Genomic DNA, 25,276 nt, shown 5'->3' with positions numbered 1-25,276 from the left:
ACCAATTATTCATTCGGTTAACATCAAACATGTATTAGTCTTTATTGCCACTTCTGAATGCTCGTTTACGATCATTTTCAGTTAAATGACGTTTACGAATACGAATCGATAATGGTGTAACTTCGACTAATTCATCATCATCAATAAACTCTAATGCTTGTTCTAATGACATCTTAACAGGTGGTGAAAGCGTTGTCGCTTCATCGGTACCTGACGCACGCATATTGGTTAATTTTTTACCTGTTAAACAGTTAACCGTTAAATCATTTGATCGAGTATGAATACCAATAATTTGACCTTCATAAACTTCAGCACCATGACCTAAGAATAATTTACCACGATCTTGCAAACTATAAAGCGCATACGCTAATGCTTTACCCGTACCGTTCGAAATCATTACCCCGTTATTACGTTGTCCAATTTCACCCGGACGCACATCATCATAATGACTGAATGTAGAATAAAGTAAACCAGTACCCGAGGTCATTGTCATAAATTCAGTTCTAAAACCGATAAGACCACGGCTTGGAATCACATAATCTAAACGTACACGTCCTTTACCATCAGGTAACATATTGGTTAAATCACCTTTACGTAAACCAAGTGCTTCCATCACTGAACCTTGATGCTGCTCTTCAATATCAAGCGTCACTTGTTCAAATGGTTCTTGTTTTTTACCGTCAATATCACGATAAATAACTTTAGGGCGTGATACCCCTAATTCATAACCTTCACGACGCATATTTTCGATTAATACTGATAAATGCAATTCACCTCGACCAGATACTCTAAATGCATCCGGATCTGGCGTTTCTTCTACACGAAGCGCAACGTTATGCACGAGTTCTTTTCTTAAACGTTCTAAAATTTGACGTGAAGTGACATATTTACCTTCTTTACCGGCAAAAGGAGAACTGTTGACATTAAAGAACATCGTTACAGTTGGTTCATCAACACTTAAAGCAGGTAAAGCTTCAACACAACTATTATCACAAATCGTATCAGAAATACCTAACTCACCTAATCCGGTTAAAGCAATAATATCACCAGCTTCAGCAACTTCTGCTTCATAACGTTGCAAGCCTAAATGACCTAAAACTTGCCCTACTTTACCCGTTCGTTTATTCCCTTCACTATCAATAATAGTGACTTGTTGATTTGGTTTTACACGACCTCGTTTAATGCGACCAATGCCTATAACACCAACATAATTATTATAATCAAGTTGTGAAATTTGCATTTGGAATGGGCCGTCTAAATCAACTTTCGGTGGCTCAACATATTTTACAATCGCTTCGAATAATGGCGTCATATCTTCAGCCATATTTTCATGGTCAAGCCCTGCGATTCCCATTAAAGCTGAAGCATAAACAATCGGAAAATCTAATTGTTCATCAGTCGCACCTAAATTGACAAACAAGTCAAATACTTGATCGACAACCCAATCAGGACGTGCACCCGGACGGTCAACTTTATTAATAACAACGATTGGTTTTAAACCATGAGCAAACGCTTTTTGTGTCACAAAACGTGTTTGTGGCATTGGGCCGTCCATTGCATCAACCAGCAATAGCACAGAATCCACCATAGACATAACACGTTCAACTTCACCACCAAAATCAGCATGTCCTGGGGTGTCAACAATATTTATTCGGTAACCATTCCAGTCAATCGCTGTGTTTTTAGCTAAAATGGTAATACCACGCTCTTTTTCAAGCGCATTTGAATCCATTATTCGCTCGTTATCGTCACCACGCAAATTATCAAGCGTACCTGACTGTTTCAACAATTTATCAACCAAAGTTGTTTTACCATGGTCAACGTGAGCAATAATGGCTATGTTTCTTAAATTTTCAATCACAATTAAAATCCCAATTAGGAGACAGATTCTTTAGGCGCAATATTGTACACCTTTTTGATCCAAATGTTGATCTATATCATAAAGTTTCTTTAAAAGAGTGCAATAAATTGATAACCATTTAGAATTTTTAAATTATATTACAAAAAATTAGATTATTAACACACTTCGGCATAAAACTGATCAGCAAACTCTTCTACTTTTGACCAATCTGTATATTCAATCATGGGTTTACTTACATCGGTATCGCCTTTTCCAAGCCACATAATAAAACGGATCATATTACGGTCAAACCAATTATATTGTGGATAATAAAGTGCCCCAGCAAACACAGCTTTGATGGTCGGTTTCCATAATATTTTAGCTAAAAACTTTCTGGTATATAAATTGGTTTCAGGGGTATTTTTATTGAGCTTTCTTGCCACCATATTCACCCCAAAAAATCCAGACTTTATTTGATTTAATTGCTGATAATGAGCATCAATAAATTTTTTCATTATTTTACTGTAAAAACCATAACGAATTGAACTTCCAAGTAGCACTGCTTGATAGGGTGTTAAATCGATTTTGGTATCCGGTAATAACTCAATCACGTCACAATCACACTTGTGACCCAAACGATTTTTTATTCGCTCCATAATTTTGAGTGTTTGTTTTTCGTGCGTAGTATAAAGTAACAAGACTTTAATAGCAGTGGTCATAACATTGCCTCTTTATTTTAAATATCGACTAATTATCAATATTACTTTTTTTATGATAAAAATTAACAAATTCGGGATGATTTCATGCAAAACTTTGATTATAGTATTAAGCTAATTTAACCAGACCGGAACTGAATATGACGATTTCACCTCCAAAACTGAGTGCAATTATTTTGGCGGCAGGAAAAGGCACACGGATGTATTCCAACCTTCCTAAAGTTTTACACAAAATCGGCGATAAACCGATGTTACAACATGTTATTGATACTGTTCAACAACTTAATCCCCATTATATCAATATTATCTATGGACATGGCAAAGATCAGCTTGAAAAGGCACTGGAAAATCAATCCGTAAATCTTGTTTTTCAAGCTGAGCAACTCGGAACAGGACACGCAGTCCAGCAAGCCATACCTTATATTCAAGATGAAGAAGATATTTTGATTTTATATGGTGATACGCCACTTATATCGGTTCAAACATTGCAAACTTTAATTGACAATAAACCCAAACAAGGTATTGCACTGTTAACCGTTAAACTGGATGATCCAACTGGCTATGGACGTATTGAGCGTAAAGATGGCAAAGTGACCGCCATTGTTGAACAAAAAGATGCCACGCCAGAACAGCAAAAAATTAATGAAATTAATACGGGTATTATGATCGTAACAGGAAAACTATTGAAAAACTGGTTATCTCGTTTAACCAATCATAATGCACAAAAAGAGTACTATCTGACTGATATTATCAATTTTGCTTATCAAGATGGATATGACATTATTACTGCTCACCCTATTGAACGATTTGAAGTTGAGGGAGTTAATAATCGTCTACAATTGGCCACGCTAGAGCGCCACTATCAACAGCAACAAGCAAAATGTTTACTTAACGCTGGCGTGACTCTACTTGATCCCGAGCGATTTGACTTACGAGGTACACTTTCACATGGTATGGATGTCACCATTGATTGTAACGTCATCATCAAAGGTAATGTCAAATTAGGGAATAACGTCTTTATCGGTGCTGGATGTATCTTAAAAGACTGCATCATTGGCGATAATAGTGAAATTAGTCCTTATAGCATAATTGAAGATTCAATCATTGCTGAACAATGTACGATAGGGCCTTTTGCTCGATTACGACCAGGCTCAAAACTCGATGAAAAGGCACATGTCGGCAACTTTGTTGAACTTAAAAAAGCCCATTTAGGCAAAGCCAGTAAAGCGGGGCATTTAAGTTACCTTGGAGATAGTGAAATAGGGAGTAACGTTAATATCGGTGCAGGCACTATCACTTGTAATTATGATGGTGCAAACAAATTTGAAACCATTATTGAAGACGATGTCTTTGTTGGCTCTGATACACAGTTAATTGCCCCTGTGAAAATTGGGAAAGGCGCAACCATTGCAGCAGGAACAACGGTTACTAACAACGTAGGGGACAATGAACTTGTGGTAAGTCGCGTTAAACAAAGGCAAATTAATGGCTGGAAGCGACCTACAAAATCAAAATAGCGAGGAGTAAACTGTGTGTGGAATTGTCGGTGCCATTGCTAATCGTGATGTAGCAGAAATTCTGTTAGAAGGCTTAAAACGATTAGAGTATCGGGGCTATGATTCGGCTGGTCTTGCCATTATATCGCCACAAGGTGAATTACAAAGAGTAAGGCGAGTTGGAAAAGTCAATAAACTGAAAGAAGCACTTGATAGCAAACCGTTAAAAGGCTCGATAGGCATTGCGCATACACGTTGGGCTACACATGGTGAACCGACAGAACACAATGCGCATCCCCATATTTCCGATTATATTGCTGTTGTTCATAATGGTATTATTGAAAACTATGAACCACTTCGTGAAAAGTTGATTGCTAAAGGCTATCAATTTCGCTCTGAAACAGATACGGAAGTTATTGCCCACTTAATTCACGATATCGTTTCAACTGACAATTGTTCATTATTTGATGCGGTAAAAAAAGCCATACCATTACTACGAGGAGCTTATGGTACCGTAATTATGGACATACGAAACCCTGACCAACTTGTGGCAGCTCGTTCTGGTAGCCCATTAGTGATTGGTTGTGGTATCGCTGAACATTTTATTGCCTCAGATCAACTTGCTTTATTACCCGTGACCAATCAGTTTATCTATTTAGAAGAAGGTGATATTGCACTGATTACACACAAAACCGTTTCTATATTTGATAAAAATAACAAGCAAGTTAAGCGCCCATTTGTCACCTCTGATGTTAAATATGATGCAGGAAGTAAAACAGGCTATAACCATTACATGCAAAAAGAGATATACGAACAACCTAATGCAATCAAAAATACATTAGAAGGTCGTATACAGCATGGCAAAGTCAATTTATCCGAATTAGGCGAACAATCTAACACGATACTAAAGCAAGTTGAGCATATCCAAATTGTTGCTTGCGGTACCGCGTATAATGCTGGTATGGTTGCTCGCTATTGGTTTGAAGCATTAGCAGGGATTCCTTGTGATGTTGAAATAGCCTCAGAATTTCGCTATCGTAAACCTGCTAAGCGTAAAAATAGTTTATTTATTTCACTATCTCAATCGGGTGAAACCGCTGATACACTTGCCGCATTAAGGTTAGCAAAAGAAAATCACTATTTAAGCACCTTAGCCATATGTAATGTCGCTGCTTCAACGTTAGTACGTGAAGCCGAACTGGTATTATTAACTAAAGCAGGGGTTGAAATTGGTGTAGCTTCAACGAAAGCATTTACCACTCAATTGACTGTATTACTACTACTTGTTGCAAAATTAGGCCGATTAAATCAAATGGCTCAAAGTACGGAACAAGCAATTGTCCATGCTCTCCAAACCTTGCCCAATCGTATTGAACAAGTACTCATGGCGGAACCGAAAATCAAAAAACTAGCCGAACAATTTGTTAATAAACATCACGCACTCTTTTTAGGGCGTGGCGAGCAATACCCAATTGCCATGGAAGCATCATTAAAATTAAAAGAGATCTCTTATATTCATGCAGAAGCCTATGCAGCAGGTGAACTAAAACATGGGCCTTTAGCCCTTATTGATGCCGATATGCCCGTCATAGTGATGGCACCCTCAAACGACATGCTAGAAAAGCTAAAATCAAATATTGAAGAAGTTCGGGCTCGGGGCGGTCAACTTTATGTTTTTGCCGAACAAGATGCAGGATTTATAAGCGATGATACAATGCATATCCTTAACCTGCCTTATATTGAAGAGTTAACGGCACCAATCTACTACACCGTACCGACACAATTATTAGCGTATCATGTGGCTTTAATAAAAGGTACAGATGTTGATCAACCTCGTAATTTGGCAAAATCGGTGACAGTGGAATAAGTTTCATTGTATTAAATGTGAGGACTTTGTGTATGGTTTTGATATCATCATCGTGCTCATATTAAATCATTTAGAATAAAACAAAATGACCTTTTCCTGTTGTTAAAAGAGATTTCAGATCTAGTTAATAATGGATGGTCACTAAGTAAAATAGCACATCATCTGAATTTATTGAGTATGGTTATACACCGAATATTGTCTCAACATAAGTCCGAATCTATTTTATAGGTATAACAAAAATCCCCAGTTTTCCAATAAAAAATATATTTGATTTTATTGAAATTTATTTTCGCATTTGTATGTAACAAAAATAGTTGTTTTTGTTACTTATAAACAAACACCTCATACGACATTTATAAAATAATGTAGATAAGTAATCGCATAACCTACTTCGTTATTCAGGAAGTTGTCGACTTTGATCTAATACTAACCAACTATATTTATAGGTCATATTATTAATATAACTAATATTCTAATTCGCGAGTATATACTACTAGTATTACACCATTTCCTTTCATGCAATAAGCATTTGTCCAATCACCATATTCATTATGATTTAGATAAATGCATTTAACACTATTCGGTTTTAAGTTTTCTGGTTTTCTATCAGATTGTTTGACATTTATATCCAGTTTTGGAGAATTATCAGTTTTGGATTTGTCATTAGTAATAATATAATTTTCTGTAATACTTTCTACTAACTCACCTTTTTGGTTATAAAAAAATTTGTTTACATTTAAATATTTTTCTCGAAACACAATATATTCAATCGTTTTACCATCATAATATACAAAGAATTGTTGCCGTTTTTCTCTTGTTTGGGGGTGCTTATCTTCAAGTTTTATCAATTGCCCTAATTCATTATATGAAAGTGATGCTAATTGCTCGTTATTTATATATAAATAACCCAAAATATCATTATTGCTATTTAATTGCAGTGTTACATCTATTCTATCAAAATGCATCGTTTTGTTATTATAATCAATATTCATATTCTGTGTATCATCATCAAATAATACTTTTTCAATAAAACCATCTGAGTTTGATTCTATCATCGTATTCATTATTTTATTGTCAGCTAATAAATTTTTTCTAATCTTCTGTCTCACAGTAGGGTTCTTATTGGGTATGAGGGGTGGATAAAGAATTGAGTTATAATTATTTGTAATGAGTGTATGTGTATCTTTTTCTTTATCGCATCCAGCAATAAAAAATATAACAATAAAGCATATCAATATTAATTTTTTCATCATTTATCCCTATACTCTAACTTTCGTGTTACAGATTTGTCTAATTCATCATCGCCATTAAAACATTGACTAACAGTCCAATCACCATAATCATTACATTCACTAAAATGGCATGTAGAAGTTCGATATTTAGACTCATGGATATCTTTGGCTAACAATTCAATTTCTTCATTTAATAGTGGCTCTCCCTGCTCAAGACAAGAAGAAATTAATCTATTTTCATAATAATATAAATTTGTTGACGGAAAAGTAAGTATTTTTTTGGCGTGTTGTCTTCAATTTCTCCTTCTTTATATTGAATAAGATTGTTGTTTGTATCATTGGAATAAGTACCTATATAATTTTTCTCATATACCTTTTCATCAGAAGAAATCAATTTTCGCCGTTCATCATATTTATAATCTTTAATATTTTTTAACAGAATTTTTGACATTTATAAATGTTTTTTTATCATCTAATTGTACCGAATAATTAACTAAAATTCCTTTTTCATTTCGCGTTAATACCTGTTTCTGATAATACATAGTCAGACTTGTTTCATGACGAACAAACTCTTCTACAATAAAACCACTATCATGTGAATATATTTTTTATCTTACTAGTAAAAGATGTTGGTTGGATATTTTCATTAGGTAATTCTTGCTTTTTAATTGGAACAGAATGCGGAGAACTTTCTGGCAAAATAAGAATAAAATAATTATTACTAATACCAATATTTTTACTGCTATCATTGGTACTAGCATATGTATAACTACTAATAAAACAATATTACTAATAAGAAGTCTTTTCATCGATATTGCTTTTTCGTTAGGTATAGTATCATTGATTTCAGTCTAATGTTATTATCATAAATAATCCTTATCTTCCTACGATTTAAACCAGTTTTATGAGTTTTTATTTCGAAAATCGACTCAACTAAATTCTCATTTGTATAGTAAAATTCAGTTATATGTGTTGTACCTAATATATTACAAGTTGTACCATTTTGGGTTAACATATCAAGATTGTCATAATTATAGTTTCTTTCATCTATCTTACGTTCTAATGGTCATATTTTTACTAAAAATAATGTTATAAACGAGCAAAATTATCGACAGCATTATAAATCAAATATTAAGTTTTAAAGAATTGATTAAATTTTTTTATGATGAAAAAAAACACAATTTTTTATGGCAGAATGTGATTTTTATAACAAGATTTAGTTAAAAAAGAGTCATTTTCTTTGTTTTCTATTTTATATTAACCATAAAAATAAGGTTTTTTCATGAGTCAATCTGAAATTAACGCAGAATGGCAACCTACTGCCAGACCATTAAATAATAAAGATTTAAAAACATTAGTTTTGTCTTCTTTGGGTGGAACATTAGAATTTTATGATTTTGTTATTTATGCCCTGTATATTGACACTATTGTTAAACCTCTTTTTTTACCCCATACATTATCACCTTTAACTTTAGACCTTTTTGCATGGGGAATTTTTGCTGCTGGTTACTTGGTTCGCCCTGTTGGCGGTATCATCATGGCTCACTTTGGGGATAAAGTTGGACGAAAAAAAATGTTCACACTCAGCGTGGCAATGATGGCTTTACCGACGTTTATTATCGGTATTTTACCAACCTACGAAACCATTGGGATTTTTGCACCGCTGTTATTATTAGTGATGCGTATGTTACAAGGAGCAGCCATTGGCGGTGAAATGCCAGGCGCTTGGGTTTTTATTGCTGAACACGTTCCAAAACAACGTTATGGCTTTGGTGTTGGTACCTTAACTTCGGGCATTACTGGGGGTATTTTACTTGGTTTCATTGTGACCATTATTATTGACCTCTGTTTTAGCCAACAAAATATTCTAGATTATGCTTGGCGAATTCCTTTTATCGTTGGTGGTATTTTTGGTGTTATTTCAGTTTATTTGCGTCGATTTTTATCTGAAACGCCTATTTTTAAAGAACTCGCTGCCCGTAAAGCGATTGAAAAAAATATTCCTGTCATTACTGTTCTAAAAAAACATAAAACAGCTTGTTTGGTAGTAGCTCTGTTAACCTGGTCATTATCAACTGCAATTATGGTGGGTATTTTAATAACACCTGGTCGTATTGTTGGTGGGATGTATCATTTTGCTAATCTGGATTGGCGAATTGGTGGTTGTATTGCAGCATTAACCTTAACTATCGGTTGTGTTATTTCTGGTTGGTTAGAAGACAAACTGGGTACAACAAAAACAGTGATTATAACTTGGGGTGGTTTGGCAATAACAAGTATTTATTTTTATAGTAATTTATCATCAACTATTTCGCTTACTCAATTATATGTAACTTGGGCAATATTTGGTTTATTTATTGGCGCTATCGCCATGACACCAATTATTGGTACAAGAACTTTTCCACCTGCGATTCGTTATTCAGGATTGTCGTTTTCTTATAATTTAGCCTACGCGTTATTTAGTGCAATTACACCGACTTTAACTATTTATCTTTTAAGCCCCGACCATTTACTAGGTCAATATAGTTATCTTGGTGCAGGTATTTATATCTCGTTTGTCGCGTTAATTGCTGTTGCGGTAGGTTTCTATCCGTTAGCAAAAAATGGTTGGTCCAATAAATCCAATATTAAATAAAAATATCAATAAAAAAGCAGGGTGTAACCTGCTTTTTTATTCTATTTTAAATCCAAACAGACCGGCAATTAACGCATTGTGACAAATTCCTCAGCGGCGGTTGGATGAATGGCTATGGTATTATCAAAGTCTTTTTTGGTTGCGCCCATTTTGAGTGCTACCGCAAAACCTTGTAATATTTCATCCATACCATATCCAATACCATGAATGCCGATAATCTTTTCTTCCTCCCCAACACAGACTAATTTCATTCGACAAGGTTGACGATGTTGAGTCACAGCAGTATACATAGCGGTAAAAGTTGATTTATAAACTTTAACGTTTTCTTGTCCATATTGTAAAATCGCTTCGGGTTCTGTTAATCCTACGGTACCAATTGCTGGATGCGTAAACACAACAGTTGGAATATTGTGATAATCTAAATATTCATCAGGTTTATTATTAAACAACCGTTCAGACAAGCGACGACCTGCTGCTACAGCAACAGGGGTTAAGGCTGTTGCGCCTGTATCATCCCCAACAGAATAAATACCGGCAACATTTGTATTTTGGTACTTGTCTACAACAACAAATCCGTTATCGTTAACCTTGATACCAGCCGCTTGTAAGTTCATATTTTGTGTAGCAGGTTCACGACCAATTGCCCAAATTACACAATCAACAGTATAACTTTCACCATTTTCAAGAGTTAATGTTAACGAATTATCACTATTTTTAGTCACTGATTTCGGTATCGCAAAAGTGTGTAGTTGTTGACCTTCGCTGGCAATAACTTCCATTAATGTTTCAATGATAAGTGGATCAAAACTGCGTAACGGCGTCGCTTGGCGAATAAATTGATGAGTCTGAGCACCTAATGAATGTAATACGCTGGCTATCTCACAAGCAATGTAACCAGCTCCCACAACAGCAACACGTTTAGGTAATGCTTGTAGAGCAAAAAAACCATCAGATGTAATACCATGTTCAGCACCGGGAATATTAGGAATGCTTGGTTTTCCACCGACAGCAATTAAAATATGATCTGCTGTAAATTGTTCACCATTAACTTCAATAGTATGAGGATCAACAAATTTGGCATAACCATGAATGACATCAACTTTATTATTAGTTAATACACGGTCATAAGACTGATGTATTCGGTCGATATAAGCGTTGCGGCTAGCCAGTAGTTTATCCCAATTAAATTGATTAATAGTCGTATCAAATCCATAATCAGGACCATAATGATTGATTGCTTCAGCAATTTGAGCACCGTACCACATGATTTTTTTTGGCACACACCCCACGTTAACGCAAGTACCACCTAAAGATTTTGCTTCGATGAGTGCGCATTTTTTCCCATATGAAGCCGCTCGGTTTACCGATGCAATACCACCACTACCCCCACCGATAGCGATATAATCATAATGTTTAATCATTCAATATCCTTTATACTAATTGCCTTAATTTAATTACTAGCTTTGCATAAAGTGAATAATAAAAAAAGTATTTATTTTAAAATTTAATAATAGTTATTAACTATTAAAATTGATTATACGAAACATTTTAATTTACTCAAAATAATGGTTGTGTAACCACCAAATTGATCAATTAAAAAATAAGATAAAGAAAATGTGCTGTATAACACTTTTATTTGATAGGACAAAAATCAGCACATAATTATTCAAAAAATATGACTGATTTTATCAATATTTTAATTTAATATTATCTAATGCACTGTCTTTTTGGTTTAACACGAACAGGGTTTAGATTTTCATTATCGATTATTTCTAAATTACATATATCATTCTTTATTTTAAAAATCACGTTATAATTTTTTGCTTCTTCAGCTAAAAACTGTAAGGTTTCTGCATAACAATATTCAGCATTTCCAATATTATAATGACTTTCAATCGAAACATATTTATTTGCTGGTACTTTAGCGCTTAGTTCTGGATTGGCTTCAGCAAAAATAAAAATACTAGATTCAGGATAATAATAACCAATTTCTTTGAAATCTTCACATTTATTAGAATCTGGATCGATAATATTTAAACTAAAGTGAACCGGTGGTTTAGTTTTATTGCCAAAATCAGATGAAAATTCTAAATGAGGATCATTATTTTTAGCTGTATAAATGTATTCAGATTTAGAAGTACTACATCCCACTAAAAGCATTAAAATTAAAAAGGCTACTTGATATAGTAGCCTTTTCTAAATACTCTCTTACTATTTATTTTTTATCGTGTTAATAATATTGGTAGTTGAACAACCATCTTCAAAATTGAGCACTTCAACTATCCCACCAGCATCTAAAACCTCTTTAGCGCCAGCTATATCTTCGGGCTTATAATCCCCGCCTTTTACTAGAACATCCGGTAAAATTTTGGCAATCAGACGTTTAGGGGTGTCTTCCTCAAATGGTACAACCCAATCAACAGAATTTAATGCGCCTAAAACAATCATTCTTTGCAGGAGAGGATTTATTGGTCTTGAATCACCTTTTAATTTTTTTACCGAAGCATCACTATTTACTGCAACGATTAAACGGTCACCTAATTTTCTAGCATTAGCAAGATAAGAAACATGCCCTGCATGCAAAATATCGAAGCAACCATTGGTCATAACAATTTTCTCTCCACGTGTGCGAGCTTTTCTAACTTCTTCTTCTAATTCTGCTTCAGTCATCACACCAAATCCATCATCTACTCGCGCATGTATAGCATTACTTAGCTCAACTTGTGAAACAGTTGAAGTACCTAGTTTACCAACAACAATGCCAGCTGCTGTATTAGCTAAGTAGCAACTTTCTTCTAAAGATTTTCCAGCAGCAAGAGATGCGGCAAGAGTGGCAATCACTGTATCACCAGCACCAGTGACATCAAATACTTCTTTAGCTAGAGTCGGTAAATGATAAATAGGTTTATCTAATTGTAATAAGGTCATACCTTTTTCACTTCTAGTCACTAATAATGCTTTTAGATCAAATTGCTTAATAAGTTGATAACCTTTTTCTACAATTTCTTCTTCTGATTGACAAACACCAACAACTGCTTCAAATTCTGACATATTCGGCGTTAATAACGTAGCCCCACGATAGCGTTCAAAATCAGTACCTTTGGGATCAACTAAAATAGGTACATTTGCTTGATTAGCAAGCTTAATCATTGATTGAACAGAAGATAATGCACCTTTAGCGTAATCAGAAAGCACCATGACTTTATAATTTGGCAGAGCAGTTTTTATACGGTCTAGCATAGAAGCACTATCCACATCAGTAAATGCTTCTTCAAAATCAATTCGAATCAATTGCTGATTACGAGATAGAACTCTTAATTTTGTAATAGTTGGATGGGTTGAAACCGTAACAAAATCGCAATGTACGTGGTGTTTGGTTAATTGTTCATCAAGAATCTTAGCGGGTTCATCAATACCAGTCAGACCAATCAATCTTGCATTGCCACAAAGTGAAGTAATATTCATAGCAACATTAGCTGCCCCACCAGGTCGTTCTTCAAGAGAATCAATTTTTACTATTGGTACAGGAGCTTCAGGTGATATCCGATTGGTACCACCATACCAATAGCGATCTAACATAATATCACCAATGACTAAAACATGGGCTTGATTGAAATCAGGTAATGATATTTTCATTATGAAGAGTTATCCTTTACTTGTCATTAAAATTATTGTTTGTAACTAGTGCTGCTAAACCTCATTATCATCTTCCTCTTTTTTACGAGGTTGATAAAAACGAGCAAAAAAAGTTCCAATTTCAAATAGCAAACAAATTGGTATAGCTAATAATATTTGTGAAAACACATCAGGCGGTGTGACAAACATAGCAACAGCGAACACTGCTACAATTATATAGGGACGTTTCTTTTGTAAACTTTTGGGTGTGGTGATGCCTGTCCAACAGAGTAATATGATGGCGACAGGGACTTCAAAAGCGAATCCAAATACCACAAACAAAGTCATGACAAAATCTAGATATTTTGTGATATCGGTATTGATTGCCACATCAACCGGTGCGGTGTGGATGAAAAAATAAAATGCGAGTGGGAATACTACAAAATAAGCAAATGCAATACCAATATAAAATAGTAATGTGCTCGATATAATAAGGGGCATAACTAAACGTTTTTCATGTTGATATAACGCTGGTGCAACAAATCCCCATACTTGATAAAGCACATAAGGAATTGAGATAAAAATCGCCACTACTGCCGTTAATTTAATGGGTGTGAAAAAAGGAGCAGCAATATCAGTTGCAATCATGCTACTACCCGTAGGTAATTGACTAATTAAAGGATTAGCAACGATGTGATAGATATCATTTGAAAAATAGAGAAGACAGGTAAAAACTAATAAAATGCAAATAATACAACGTAAAAGTCGTGTTCTGAGTTCAACAAGATGTCCAATTAAAGGTTGAGATGCGTCGTCAGTCATGATTTGTCTTTATTTGGGTATTCAATATCAGTTAGGGTTGCAGAATCGATCTCTTTTTGCAACGATTCCGTTACACGTTTTAAGTCATCAATCGATTCTTGAATTTCAGGTGTTAAATTTTTTAAACCACTTTGTTCTGCTTTTTTTAAACTATCTTGTAACTCTTGTAGTTTAAGCTCTTTATTTAGTTCAAGTTGAACGGTTGCCGACATTCGTCGTAATACTTTAATCCAACCTGCTACTGTTTTAATTGCGATAGGCAAACGCTCTGGCCCTAATACCACCAGTCCAATAATTAATACTAATAATAATTGACCAAAGCTGATATCAAACACAACCTACTCTTTTTTAGTCGTTTGTTCATCGTTATATGAATCGAAATTTTTAACTTTATCGGGTTGTTCTGAGGATGTTTTGTTATCATCATCATTCATCGCTTTTTTAAAGCCTTTGATTGAGGCACCAAGATCCGAACCCAATGAGCGTAACTTTTTTGTCCCAAACAGTAATACAACAACTGCGATTAGTATGAGTAATTGAGGCAAGCTTGGCATCATGATAATTATCTCCGACGTCATTTGTGATTTGATTATACACTTAAATGATAAGATTCCCAAATACCTGATCTAATGAAAAATCAGCATATACGTAAATAATGCACTAAGTATCCCTATTAAGCTGTATAAAATTCGTTCGCGTTTTTTTCGACACGTTAGTTCGTGATTAATCTGTTTAATTTGATGATTCATCTGCTTTGTTATACGTGCATAATCATTAAGTTTTGCAGGCAGCTCGGGCAAAAGCGTTCGCCATTGCGGTAATGAAGTCCATGCTTGTTGGATAATTTTTTTAGCACTATATTTATCTTCATACCATTTTTCTAAAAATGGTTTAGCGGTTTGCCATAAATCGAGTTCCGGATAAAGTTGACGTCCTAAACCTTCAATATAAAATAACGTTTTTTGCAGCAAGATTAATTGTGGTTGAATCTCCATTTCAAATCTTCTGGCAACATCAAATAATTTTAGTAAAATTTGTGAGAATGAGATTTCAGCCAACGGTTTTGCAAAAGCAGGTTCGCATACGTTGCGCATAGCCATTTCAAAAGCAATCGGATCGGTAGATTCAGGAACCCAACCCGATGCAATGTAGGTTTCGGCAATTTTGCGATAATCTTGATTAAAAAAGGCTAGAAAATTCTCAGCAAGATAGTGCTGGTCATCTTCCGTTAACATACCAATAATAGCGCAATCAATTCCGATATAACGGGGATTTTTCGGCTCGGTAATGTCAACAAAGATATTACCTGGATGCATATCGGCATGGAAAAAATTATCTTTAAAAACCTGTGTAAAGAAAGCTTGAACCCCTCGTTCAGCAAGTAGCTTCATGTCAACGTTATGTTTTTTGAGTGTCTGAATATCCCCAATTGGCACACCTTTAATGCGCTCTTCAACTAAGACATTTTCTCGACAAAGCTCTTGATAAATGTAAGGTATATATAATATGTTGCTATTAATAAAATTGTCACGTAACCGAATGGTATTATAAGCTTCTTGTTGTAAATCTAACTCTTTCATTAAGGTAAGTTCATAGTCACGTACGATTTCAATTGCTCGTAACTTTGCGCCGAACTTAATGCGTTTAGTAAACTGTTTGGCAAGCCAATACATTAAAGCAATGTCCGCTTTTATGACTGGTATAATGTTAGGACGCAATACTTTAATGACAATTTCAGCTTGGCTACGTTTTAATATGGCTGTATGAACTTGTGCAATCGATGCCGATGCCAATGGCTGCTCATCAAAATTTGAAAAATAATGATCGATTGGCTGACCGAGGGCTTTTTCAATTAATTGTTTTGCCACTTTACCGTCAAAAGGATCTACTTGGTCTTGTAATTTGGCTAAACTGTCTGCAATATCTTTTGAAAGCACATCTCGACGGGTTGAAATCATTTGACCAAACTTTATCCAGACGGGTCCAAGCTCTTGTAATGCTTGACGTAATCGCTCACCAATTTCTTCATGTTTTGCTTTTGGTCTTATCCAAAATAAGCATGATATCAAAATTGGTAACCACTTTGAAAATCGGTTTGTTGGCAATAATTCATTTAATTGATATGCACGAAAAACGGTTAATATTTTATAGAGTCTGAAAAATGTCATTATATTTCATCGCTTAAAATTTAAAACCAGTATGTAACGCCACAATACCACCTGTCATATTGTGATATTTGACATCTACAAATCCTGCATCTTCCATCATTTTTTTCAATGTTTTTTGATCAGGATGCATTCGAATCGATTCCGCTAAATAACGGTAGCTGTCAGCATCATTCGCAATAACTTTGCCCATTAACGGTAACATGGTAAATGAATAAAGATCATAAGCTTTATTTAAAATTGGGTATTGCGGTTTGGAAAATTCAAGAATTAATAAACGACCACCAGGTTTTAATACTCGCCACATGGATTGTAACGCTTTATTTTTGTCAGTCACATTGCGTAGACCAAAAGAAATGGTAATACAGTCAAAAAAATTGTCCGCGAAAGGTAACTCTTCAGCGTTAGCTTGCACATATTCAATATTTTTAAATAATCCTTTGTCTCGAAGCTTTTCTCGCCCAACTTTTAACATGGATTCATTGATATCAGCAAGCACTACCAAGCCATCATCGCCAACTAATTGGGAAAATTTAGCGGTTAAATCTCCAGTACCACCGGCAAGATCTAAAACCTTTTGACCTTTGCGTACACTGCTATATTCAATGGTGATTTTTTTCCATATACGATGAATTCCAAATGACATCAGATCATTCATCACATCATATTTGTCAGCAACAGAATGAAAAACATCTGCAACACGTTTAACTTTATCTTGTTTTAAAACTTGCGTAAAACCAAAATCTATTTTTTCTTGATTATCGTTATTTTGTTTGTCAGAAGATTGAGACATAAAATTTACCCATCACAAAGATTTAGGTTATTTTAACATAAGCCAGAATAAATGTGATGAACTAAATCAATAACCTTTCAACCATATTAGATACTGTTTCAAAATATTCTAATGATGAAAGTTTTGGGTCAAAATCTTTTTCATGAATGACCAAATCAAAATGATAACTTTCTTTCAAGGCATTTAGCACTTGATGCTCTTTATCAAAGACTTGTTGATAATAATCTGCTAACGAATCAAAATCGATTGAAGCAAACAGTAATTTATTAGCCTGTACTTCAGCACTCGATATGCGTTCAACATGTAACATTGCAATTTTAAGGTAATCAGCCTCACTTAAATAACGCTTATTATGTGAGTTAGTTAATTCTCGCTCAATATAATTAATGTAGCCGTTTGATACATATTGAGTGTTATAAATATTAGCGAGTTGTATTGGAAGTTCTTTAAATATTCCTTGACCAATAATCGCCACTTTTTTGACAAAAAAAGGCTTGGCAGCTTGTGCAATAAAAGACCAATTTTGATAAGGATTTTCGCGTATTTGAGTAGCACTAATTTTCATAAAGTTGCGATCAGCATCGATAATTATTGCTGGGCAACCGAAATAAAGCTCATGATTTTTTACATCTTGAGGTTCACTGGTAAATATAACCGTTGGTTTAATTTTATATTCATTCAAAATAAGTTTGACACGATCACTCCAATCTTTCCAGCCATTTGGATAAGATTGGATTCCAGCTTCATCTAAAACATGAATATGAATATTATGACGGTCTTTGAAGGTTTCTTTCAACCATGTGAATCGATCACTGACTTTGGGTTGTTTTGATAAATGGCTTTTGTCAAACAGTTGTTGATCACGTAATTCTTCACAGCCAAGAAAAATATGTAATTCATTGACCTGACTCATCGCTTTTTCAATTAAATATATATGTCCACTATGTAGAGGATAAAACTTACCAAAAATTAAACCAACTTTATGTTTAGACTCCATACCACTTACCAATGCATTTAAAACTTGTTAACAATGTACAGAAAAAAAATTCATTTTCTAACCAATTGATGCTAATTAACATATACAATATTTAAGCAAATATCATTATTAACCGCTTACGTTATTGATGATTTCAGCAAAAATAACGTAAAGATAAATTTTAGTTATAATATAGATAATAAAATGCCCGTTGCAACAGAAATATTTAATGCAGCCATATTATCATTACCGTGTAAATGAACAACCACATCAGCACATTCTATCAGTTTTCGATTAATTTGTTGAAAAATAACGATAGCGACTTTTTTATTAAAATTAATTTGGTGTAACTCAATTGATTTAATTGACTTAATCGGACATGGTAGTAACGCTACAATTTGGTAATCATGTCGTTTAAGTAACTCAAGCGAAGCAACAAAATCATCACTTTTAATCGACTCAATCGCTTCAATCCCGCCTTCCGCAATACGCATTGCTGCACCACTATTAAGTAAATTAGTCTGACGCAATATGACACCATTTACCCCATAGAATGCCGCACTTCGAATAATCCCACCTAAGTTATGGGGATTATTCACATCATCAATTGCTAATACACAATCATTATTTTTTCCGTTATTTTTTTCGATATAATCAAATAATGTGACTGGTATTCGTTTTTTAACGATCAAACAGATTCCACCATGATGTTCTGTTTGGGTTATTTTAGTAATTTGTTCGGTCGATACTACGTCATATCCTAAACGTTGATTGACTAACCAGCTGATTAAATCTTTAAACTGATAGGTCATATCTTGAGTAATAAATAATTTGACGATAGCTGAACGTCGATGTTTGAAAACAGCTTTACAACTGTTTTCACTATAAACCAGAGTTTCTTCTTTACGTTGTCGGTATTCATCATAACCATAAGTCGGCGTTTGCTCATTATCACGAACTTTTTTCTGCCATGGCGAATCATGCTCGACAAATTGACCATACTTAAATTTATTTGATTCTAATTCACGATTCAGTTTTTCTGTCACTGTTTTATTCGTTTTAGGTTTAAATACTTCAATACGGTCATTCACAGATTGTCTAATTTTGTTTTTAGACTGAAATGAATCTTTTTTAAAATTATCTTTACGACCAATCATTCTTTGCTGAGTGGAATGAGAACGTTTTTGGGGTTCACTATTTTTTGCATAAAAAATGGTTGGCTTATTTTTTTCAGTATTATTGTTCATTTCAATCTCACTTTTAGTCTGTTACCGCGTACGAATGGTTGGGGCTATCTTATCTAAAACACCGTTAACAAATTTGTGACTATCAGCTGCACCAAATGTTTTTGTTAAATCGATTGCTTCATTAATCACGACTTTGTACGGAACATCTTGGCGTTTGGTTAATTCATAAAGCGCAATTCGCAATATTGCTAATTCGATTAGACCAAGTTCTTCAACTGTACGTTCAGTGAGATACGGCGCCATCTTATCATCTAACTCTGCTGTATTTTTACCTACACCATTTAAGAGTTCTCGAAAATACTTAGAGTCAACGCCTTTCATATCTTGTTCTGCAATAAAACTTGTCTCAACATCGGCAAGATCATTTCGGGAAACTTGCCAAGAGTATATCGCTTGAACCGCACACTCTCTTGCTCGACGACGAGGATTGACTGATGCCACTAACTTACTCCTTAATTGCTTTAATTACGTTTAGCATTTCAAGCGCAGTTAATGCTGCTTCAGCACCTTTATTACCCGCTTTTGTGCCTGCACGTTCGATAGCTTGTTCAATAGATTCGGTTGTTAAAATACCAAATCCAACTGGGATCGAATAATCTAGGCTTGCACTTAATAAACCTGAACTTGACTCGCCAGCAACAAAGTCAAAATGCGCTGTACTACCACGAATCACTGTTCCTAATGCAACTATTGCATCATATTTTTTGGATTGCGCTGCAACTTTTGCCGCTAGTGGGATTTCATAAGCACCAGGAACCCATATGACGGTAATGTTTTTATCATCGACTTGTCCAATACGTTTTAGTGCATCGGTAGCGCCATTAACAAGACTCTCATTAATAAAATGATTAAAACGAGCCACAATAATGGCAACTTTTGCTTTTGGTGCGATAACTTTAGCTTCAATAGTTTGCATACTAATTCCTTATCAATTGATTTTCAAATGCAATTTCACTATCTTTATTCGTGAAAAAATAACTATCAAATTGTATCACAAACTGCAGACTTCTCCTATTAGCAAATAACGTTACATACAAGATCTTTACTTCAAATTATCTTTGATCAAAAATGATTTTAATCAAGTAAAACGTTACAACTAAATTTAGCTTGATAACAACTAGTTATTAAAAAAACAATTCAATAGATTTGTTGTTTAAATTGACAGTCCTTTTACTAGATTAAATTGATTTAATAGGTTATTGAATGTCTCACAATGAATTAAAATTAATTTTTATTTCTTGCAAGCAATTTTCAACGAATTACAATAATCATTAGAATTTATTTAGAGGTAATTTCGATGTATATTGATAATATTCAACATGAGTTAAATCAAGCTGTTGATGTTTTAACTAATTTTATTTCCAACAATAAAAATCTTGAACATATTCAAGATGCCGCAATCTTAATTGCGGAATCATTTAAGCATGGCGGTAAAGTGCTATCATGTGGTAACGGAGGTTCTCACTGTGATGCAATGCATTTTGCTGAAGAGTTAACCGGACGGTTTCGTGATAATCGCCCAGCTTATCCAGCTATCGCGATATCCGATGTCAGTCATATTTCGTGTGTGGGTAATGATTTTGGATTTGATTCAATTTTTTCTCGTTATGTTGAAGGTGTAGGACAAAAAGGCGATGTACTGTTAGGTATTTCAACTTCAGGGAACTCTATTAATGTATTAAAAGCAATTGAAGTTGCAAAACAAAAAGGCATGAAAATCATCACATTAACCGGAAAAGATGGCGGAAAAATGAATGGGCTTGCCGATGTTGACATTCGTGTCCCTCATTTTGGTTATGCTGATCGGGTTCAGGAAATTCATATTAAAGTAATACATATTTTAATTTTATTAATTGAAAAAGAGATGAGCAAATAAATGTGCGAATTATTGGGCATGAGTGCAAATGTACCTACGGATATCTGTTTTAGTTTTACCAGTTTAGTCAAACGAGGGGGCGACAAAGGTCCCCATAAAGATGGGTGGGGTATTACTTTCTATGAAGGTAAGGGATGCCGTACATTCAAAGATCCTGAACCTTGCAGTTATTCGCCTATTGCCAGGCTTGTTCAACAGTATCCAATAAAGTCCAAAGCAGTCATAGCCCATATTCGCCAAGCAAATCGAGGAGGTGTAGCACTTGAAAATACACATCCCTTTACGCGTGAGTTATGGGGAAAAAATTGGACTTTTGCCCATAATGGACAATTAACCGGTTATGAAGATCTCGATATGGGGACATTTGAACCTGTAGGTCTTACTGATAGTGAATATGCCTTTTGCTACCTAATTAATCAACTCCATCAGAAATATCCTCAAAAACCCAATAATGATATCGAAGTGTTCAGTTGTATCAAGCAATGCGCAGATAAACTAAGCCAACTTGGGGTATTTAATATGTTACTCTCTGACGGTCAATATGTTTTTGCTTATTGCTCAACTGATTTACATTGGATAACCCGCAAAGCACCTTTCGGGAAAGCTAAACTTCTTGATGAAGATGTTGAAATTGACTTTCACAAACATACTACGCCTAATGATATCGTCACAATCATTTCGACTTTACCCTTAACTTCCAATGAAACATGGTTCAAATTAAATACAGGAGAAGCGATTTTATTTAACAAAGGTGAGATTAACCAATTTTCTTCATTTTAACTCGTGGCATTGGAGGCTCATCTTTAAATTGAAATTGTAGATAACCAAAGGTTATCAATCCTATTAACGTTAATATTATCCATGGTAAATGTGGAAACCCTATTCGTATAGCAATATCATATAGCCAGCCGGCACCGGTATAACCTACAAATCCTCCTATAGCAAGCCCTAACCGACTAAACCCCATATAGCTACCTTTTGCTTTGGGATTGCTAAGCACTGTAGATAAAGTTTCCCTTGCCGGTTCAGCAATAATGGCACCTAAATAGAATAAAGCAATTAATGAAAGTAGTATTGATAATTTTGTTGTAAAACCAATGATTATAAATCCAAATGACATTAATAACAGACCAAATTTGAGACGCTGATCTAATCTAAAATATCGTTCACTAAATCTTGCAAGCGGATATAACAATATAAGGGATAAACCAGCTTGAATTGCATACATCCATTTAACATAACTTGGACTACCTGAAATGTTGGTAATAGTTAAAGGCAGCATTAGCATAATCTGTACCCATAACACATAATAACCAGTTAAAGTAAGAACATAACGGGTAAATTTTTTATCTTTTAATACCATTTTAATACCATTAATGATAGGTGCTTTACCAATTGAAATATGATAAGTAGGTAAAAAGAAGATATTAAACATCCCACACAAAAAGAATATAAAGGCACCACACCAACAAACTAAGTGAAAATCATAATCAATTAAAATCCCACCGATAAGTGCGCCAATAACGGCACCAGCATTGTCTTGTATCATTAATAATGATATGAATTTACCTCGTTCGTGAGGTCTAGTAAATTTTATGGTTAATCCCATTCGAGGTGGATCAAATAACAGTCCACCCAATGCAGACAATAAGCAAGATACAAGTAATAACCAGTGTTCAGTTGCTAAAGCCATTGAAATAAAGCCAATCGACCGCAAAAACATACCAGTTATGATCATGGGTTTTGCACCAAATCGATCAGCGATAGCACCACCAATAATACCAAACCCTTGTTGAACAAATTGCCGAAATCCCAATGCAAATCCCACAAATAATGCACTCCAACCTATTTCACTTACAAAATGAGTTGAAACAAGTGGAAAGACAATATAAAACCCCAATACAATAAACAAATTATCAAATAATAATATTTGCCTACCTGTTTTCCGTATTTGGGATGGAATTGGCATTTATTTTAACCTTTCAGCTAAGTAACCTTGATAGTCAGGAATCTCAATTTCAACTTCTTGCATGAAAATAGAGGATTGAATCAATGCGTTAGCGGTTGCTTGATTAGTCGCAACCGGAATATTCCAGACTGTTGATAAACGAAGTAAAGCTTTAACATCAGGATCGTGTGGCACAGCATTGAGAGGATCCCAAAAAAAGATAAGAATATCAATTTTTCCTTCGGCAATTAGTGCCCCAATTTGTTGATCGCCGCCCATAGGACCGCTAAGCATAGGTTTAATATTTAGACCTGTTTCTTTTTTAATTAATGTCCCAGTGGTTCCGGTACCACATAAATGATGATGTGAAAGCTCGTCTCGATTTCGTTTACACCAATTTAATAATGATTCTTTTAAGTGATCATGTGCGACTAAAGCTATATTTTTCTTTGCCGGCAGTTGACGAGTGGTATAACGCATAATGTTGTCCTAATCTATTATTATCTTGTCTGTTTTTAGCAGAGTATATAATAAAATACAAGTTTTATTTGATTGAATTAGAGACAATAAAAAAAGGCACCGAAGTGCCTTCCAAAGTATTAAATTGCAATTAATTAGAATTGATAAATTAAACCAAGTGCAACGGTATCTTTTGTTGTCGCTTTAATTTCTGATTTGCTAAATGTGCTATTATCATATAGAGCACGACGTGCACCAATATCATCTTTATCTAATAAATTGATTTTGTAATCAATAATAGCTTGTAAGTTTTTGTTGAATGCATAAGTTAAACCAACATCAACATATTTAACAAGGTCATTACCTTTAAGCCCTGCATCACCTGATAAGCTTGAAGCATCTTTAACTTTATGTTGAATATATGCAACTGATGGAGTTAAACGACCAATATCGAAGTCAATTCCATATTGTGCAACAAGTTCAAAACCTTTAGTTTTTAAATCATCCGCATTGCTAGTAGACGATCCATTATCCCAACCATATTTTTGTTTACCTTGAATATAAAGCGCAGCTAAATACACATTATTATTGTCGTATTTAATACCTGCTGACCATGCTTTAGCATCTTTGTGACCACCTGTTTGAGCATAACCAGCACCGACAGATAAACCGGTATCAAGTACATCCCAATCAATAACAGAACCCCATGCTTCAGCGCTATCATGCCCATTGTTATGGTCAACGGTATTTAATTTACGAGTTGAGCTATTGTCACCATTATCTGCATATTGAACAGCAAAACGTAAACCATCTACAAGACCAAAGAAGTCTGAGTTACGGTAAGTCGCTACAGCTTTAGTACGTGCAGTTAATGCATAAATATCATTATTTGATGCATCACCACCAAACTCTGGTAAAACGTCGGTATAAGAAGTTAAGGTTTTTAGTACACCGTCATTACGACCATAATCAAATGAACCAAAATCACCAAAGTTTAAACCAGCAAATGCATAACGAGTTTCATTATCCGCATCTTTACCCGTTTTCGCTTCATATTCCCAACGTCCATAACCAGATAGCCAGTCAGTAACTTGAGTTTGACCAGACATACCTAGACGTGCAGTCGTTTTATCACCTTCGCCTGTTTGGTTATTACGGTCAGTAATATAATTTAATGCATAAACTCGACCATAAAAGTCAACTTTATTACCGTCTTTATTCCACACTTCAATAGAAGCGCTTGCTGTACCTGCAATTAAAAGCGCAGGAATAGCGATTGCTAATAGATTACGTTTCATTTTGTTACCCTCGTAGGTATTTATTATTAAAGATGCAAATTAATTTGCTCTCGACCAATAAATAATCGCTAATATTTAGCAACTATATTATTTCTGTGATATCTAACGTTAGATATAGAATTTTTATGCTTATATTGTATATATAATTATGGTAGTAAAGTAATCTTTACTTGTTTAAAGCTATTTTAGTCTCTGCACTAAATTAGTTTTAAGCATAAAATGTGTTTTTAGACGGAAAAGTATTTAAATGGCGATAAAAAAGGCACCTAAGTGCCTTTTTTCAAGATACAA

At 34.5% G+C, this 25,276-nt stretch carries 23 protein-coding genes and 1 pseudogene; 5 read left to right on the top strand and 19 right to left on the bottom strand.

Going from position 1 to position 25,276, the window contains the following annotated elements; all coding sequences use genetic code 11:
• Nucleotides 1–34: 34 nt before the first annotated feature.
• Nucleotides 35–1,861 (bottom strand): translational GTPase TypA, encoded by a 1,827-nt coding sequence (typA, locus tag ACKJXD_RS05270; RefSeq protein ID WP_065559098.1) that lies wholly within the window; start codon nt 1,859–1,861, stop codon nt 35–37.
• Between the two features lie 155 nt (nt 1,862–2,016).
• On the bottom strand, nt 2,017–2,547 hold the full coding sequence (gene hemG / locus ACKJXD_RS05265) for a menaquinone-dependent protoporphyrinogen IX dehydrogenase (protein WP_411604145.1): 531 nt from the start codon (nt 2,545–2,547) through the stop codon (nt 2,017–2,019).
• A 149-nt stretch (nt 2,548–2,696) separates the two neighbouring features.
• Here hemG and glmU point away from each other — a divergent pair, with 149 nt between their 5' ends.
• Both glmU and glmS read left to right on the top strand, forming a co-directional pair.
• On the top strand, nt 2,697–4,073 hold the full coding sequence (gene glmU, locus ACKJXD_RS05260) for a bifunctional UDP-N-acetylglucosamine diphosphorylase/glucosamine-1-phosphate N-acetyltransferase GlmU (protein WP_430875731.1): 1,377 nt from the start codon (nt 2,697–2,699) through the stop codon (nt 4,071–4,073).
• A 13-nt stretch (nt 4,074–4,086) separates the two neighbouring features.
• Entirely contained in the window at nt 4,087–5,919 is a 1,833-nt protein-coding gene (glmS, locus tag ACKJXD_RS05255) for a glutamine--fructose-6-phosphate transaminase (isomerizing) (RefSeq protein ID WP_430875730.1), read from the top strand.
• A gap of 464 nt (nt 5,920–6,383) precedes the next feature.
• Here the strand turns inward: glmS and ACKJXD_RS05250 are convergent, their stop codons facing one another.
• Both ACKJXD_RS05250 and ACKJXD_RS05245 read right to left on the bottom strand, forming a co-directional pair.
• Nucleotides 6,384–7,172 carry a hypothetical protein gene (locus ACKJXD_RS05250; protein ID WP_294826450.1) on the bottom strand — a complete coding sequence of 263 codons (789 nt, stop codon included), beginning with the start codon at nt 7,170–7,172 and terminating at the stop codon, nt 6,384–6,386.
• 205 nt (nt 7,173–7,377) lie between these two features.
• Complete coding sequence (locus ACKJXD_RS05245; RefSeq protein ID WP_430875729.1) at nt 7,378–7,602, bottom strand: hypothetical protein; 225 nt, start codon at nt 7,600–7,602, stop codon at nt 7,378–7,380.
• 831 nt (nt 7,603–8,433) lie between these two features.
• Between ACKJXD_RS05245 and ACKJXD_RS05240 the strand changes: the two genes are divergently transcribed.
• On the top strand, nt 8,434–9,786 hold the full coding sequence (locus tag ACKJXD_RS05240) for an MFS transporter (RefSeq protein WP_430875728.1): 1,353 nt from the start codon (nt 8,434–8,436) through the stop codon (nt 9,784–9,786).
• 68 nt (nt 9,787–9,854) lie between these two features.
• Here ACKJXD_RS05240 and gorA read toward each other — a convergent pair whose 3' ends face one another.
• From gorA to ribH, 12 genes and pseudogenes are all read right to left on the bottom strand, one after another.
• Nucleotides 9,855–11,207, bottom strand: coding sequence for a glutathione-disulfide reductase (gene gorA, locus ACKJXD_RS05235; RefSeq protein WP_430875727.1), 1,353 nt, complete (start codon nt 11,205–11,207; stop codon nt 9,855–9,857).
• Between the two features lie 286 nt (nt 11,208–11,493).
• Complete coding sequence (locus tag ACKJXD_RS05230; protein ID WP_430875726.1) at nt 11,494–11,946, bottom strand: hypothetical protein; 453 nt, start codon at nt 11,944–11,946, stop codon at nt 11,494–11,496.
• A gap of 51 nt (nt 11,947–11,997) precedes the next feature.
• Nucleotides 11,998–13,422: a bifunctional D-glycero-beta-D-manno-heptose-7-phosphate kinase/D-glycero-beta-D-manno-heptose 1-phosphate adenylyltransferase HldE gene (hldE, locus tag ACKJXD_RS05225; protein ID WP_430875725.1), complete on the bottom strand. Its 1,425-nt coding sequence runs from the start codon at nt 13,420–13,422 to the stop codon at nt 11,998–12,000.
• Between the two features lie 54 nt (nt 13,423–13,476).
• Nucleotides 13,477–14,223: a twin-arginine translocase subunit TatC gene (tatC, locus tag ACKJXD_RS05220; RefSeq protein ID WP_430875724.1), complete on the bottom strand. Its 747-nt coding sequence runs from the start codon at nt 14,221–14,223 to the stop codon at nt 13,477–13,479.
• A 47-nt stretch (nt 14,224–14,270) separates the two neighbouring features.
• Nucleotides 14,271–14,558: pseudogene (gene tatB / locus ACKJXD_RS05215) on the bottom strand (Sec-independent protein translocase protein TatB); the annotation flags it as partial.
• 3 nt (nt 14,559–14,561) lie between these two features.
• Nucleotides 14,562–14,777 carry a twin-arginine translocase TatA/TatE family subunit gene (tatA, locus tag ACKJXD_RS05210; RefSeq protein WP_430875782.1) on the bottom strand — a complete coding sequence of 72 codons (216 nt, stop codon included), beginning with the start codon at nt 14,775–14,777 and terminating at the stop codon, nt 14,562–14,564.
• Nucleotides 14,778–14,849: 72 nt separating this feature from the next.
• Complete coding sequence (ubiB, locus tag ACKJXD_RS05205) at nt 14,850–16,391, bottom strand: ubiquinone biosynthesis regulatory protein kinase UbiB (protein ID WP_430875723.1); 1,542 nt, start codon at nt 16,389–16,391, stop codon at nt 14,850–14,852.
• Nucleotides 16,392–16,404: 13 nt separating this feature from the next.
• Nucleotides 16,405–17,181, bottom strand: coding sequence for a bifunctional demethylmenaquinone methyltransferase/2-methoxy-6-polyprenyl-1,4-benzoquinol methylase UbiE (gene ubiE, locus ACKJXD_RS05200; protein ID WP_220216630.1), 777 nt, complete (start codon nt 17,179–17,181; stop codon nt 16,405–16,407).
• 61 nt (nt 17,182–17,242) lie between these two features.
• Nucleotides 17,243–18,178: a multifunctional transcriptional regulator/nicotinamide-nucleotide adenylyltransferase/ribosylnicotinamide kinase NadR gene (gene nadR / locus ACKJXD_RS05195; protein ID WP_220216629.1), complete on the bottom strand. Its 936-nt coding sequence runs from the start codon at nt 18,176–18,178 to the stop codon at nt 17,243–17,245.
• 164 nt (nt 18,179–18,342) lie between these two features.
• A complete protein-coding gene (locus tag ACKJXD_RS05190; protein WP_430875722.1) occupies nt 18,343–19,404 on the bottom strand; it encodes a TrmH family RNA methyltransferase in 1,062 nt (353 codons plus the stop codon).
• Nucleotides 19,405–19,425: 21 nt separating this feature from the next.
• Complete coding sequence (gene nusB, locus ACKJXD_RS05185) at nt 19,426–19,845, bottom strand: transcription antitermination factor NusB (RefSeq protein ID WP_065558858.1); 420 nt, start codon at nt 19,843–19,845, stop codon at nt 19,426–19,428.
• Between the two features lie 4 nt (nt 19,846–19,849).
• Nucleotides 19,850–20,320, bottom strand: a complete 471-nt coding sequence (ribH, locus tag ACKJXD_RS05180; protein ID WP_294826468.1) for a 6,7-dimethyl-8-ribityllumazine synthase — start codon at nt 20,318–20,320, stop codon at nt 19,850–19,852.
• A 381-nt stretch (nt 20,321–20,701) separates the two neighbouring features.
• Between ribH and lpcA the strand changes: the two genes are divergently transcribed.
• Nucleotides 20,702–21,280 carry a D-sedoheptulose 7-phosphate isomerase gene (lpcA, locus tag ACKJXD_RS05175; RefSeq protein ID WP_430875721.1) on the top strand — a complete coding sequence of 193 codons (579 nt, stop codon included), beginning with the start codon at nt 20,702–20,704 and terminating at the stop codon, nt 21,278–21,280.
• The gene (locus ACKJXD_RS05170) at nt 21,281–22,060 is read left to right on the top strand and encodes a class II glutamine amidotransferase (protein WP_430875720.1); all 780 of its coding nucleotides are present in this window, start codon (nt 21,281–21,283) and stop codon (nt 22,058–22,060) included. It abuts the gene before it with no gap.
• On the opposite strand, the gene mdtH is transcribed toward ACKJXD_RS05170, so the two are convergent.
• The 3 genes from mdtH to ACKJXD_RS05155 form a co-directional block, all read right to left on the bottom strand.
• A complete protein-coding gene (gene mdtH / locus ACKJXD_RS05165; protein WP_430875719.1) occupies nt 22,038–23,249 on the bottom strand; it encodes a multidrug efflux MFS transporter MdtH in 1,212 nt (403 codons plus the stop codon). The genes ACKJXD_RS05170 and mdtH overlap by 23 nt on opposite strands.
• Nucleotides 23,250–23,708, bottom strand: coding sequence for a methylglyoxal synthase (locus tag ACKJXD_RS05160; protein ID WP_220216624.1), 459 nt, complete (start codon nt 23,706–23,708; stop codon nt 23,250–23,252).
• A gap of 134 nt (nt 23,709–23,842) precedes the next feature.
• The gene (locus ACKJXD_RS05155; protein ID WP_430875718.1) at nt 23,843–24,985 is read right to left on the bottom strand and encodes a porin; all 1,143 of its coding nucleotides are present in this window, start codon (nt 24,983–24,985) and stop codon (nt 23,843–23,845) included.
• Between the last annotated feature and the right edge of the window lie 291 nt (nt 24,986–25,276).

Origin of the sequence: Gilliamella sp. G0441, assembly GCF_050589305.1 — a bacterium.
GTDB lineage: Bacteria > Pseudomonadota > Gammaproteobacteria > Enterobacterales > Orbaceae > Gilliamella.
This window is presented reverse-complemented; position numbering and strand designations above follow the sequence as displayed.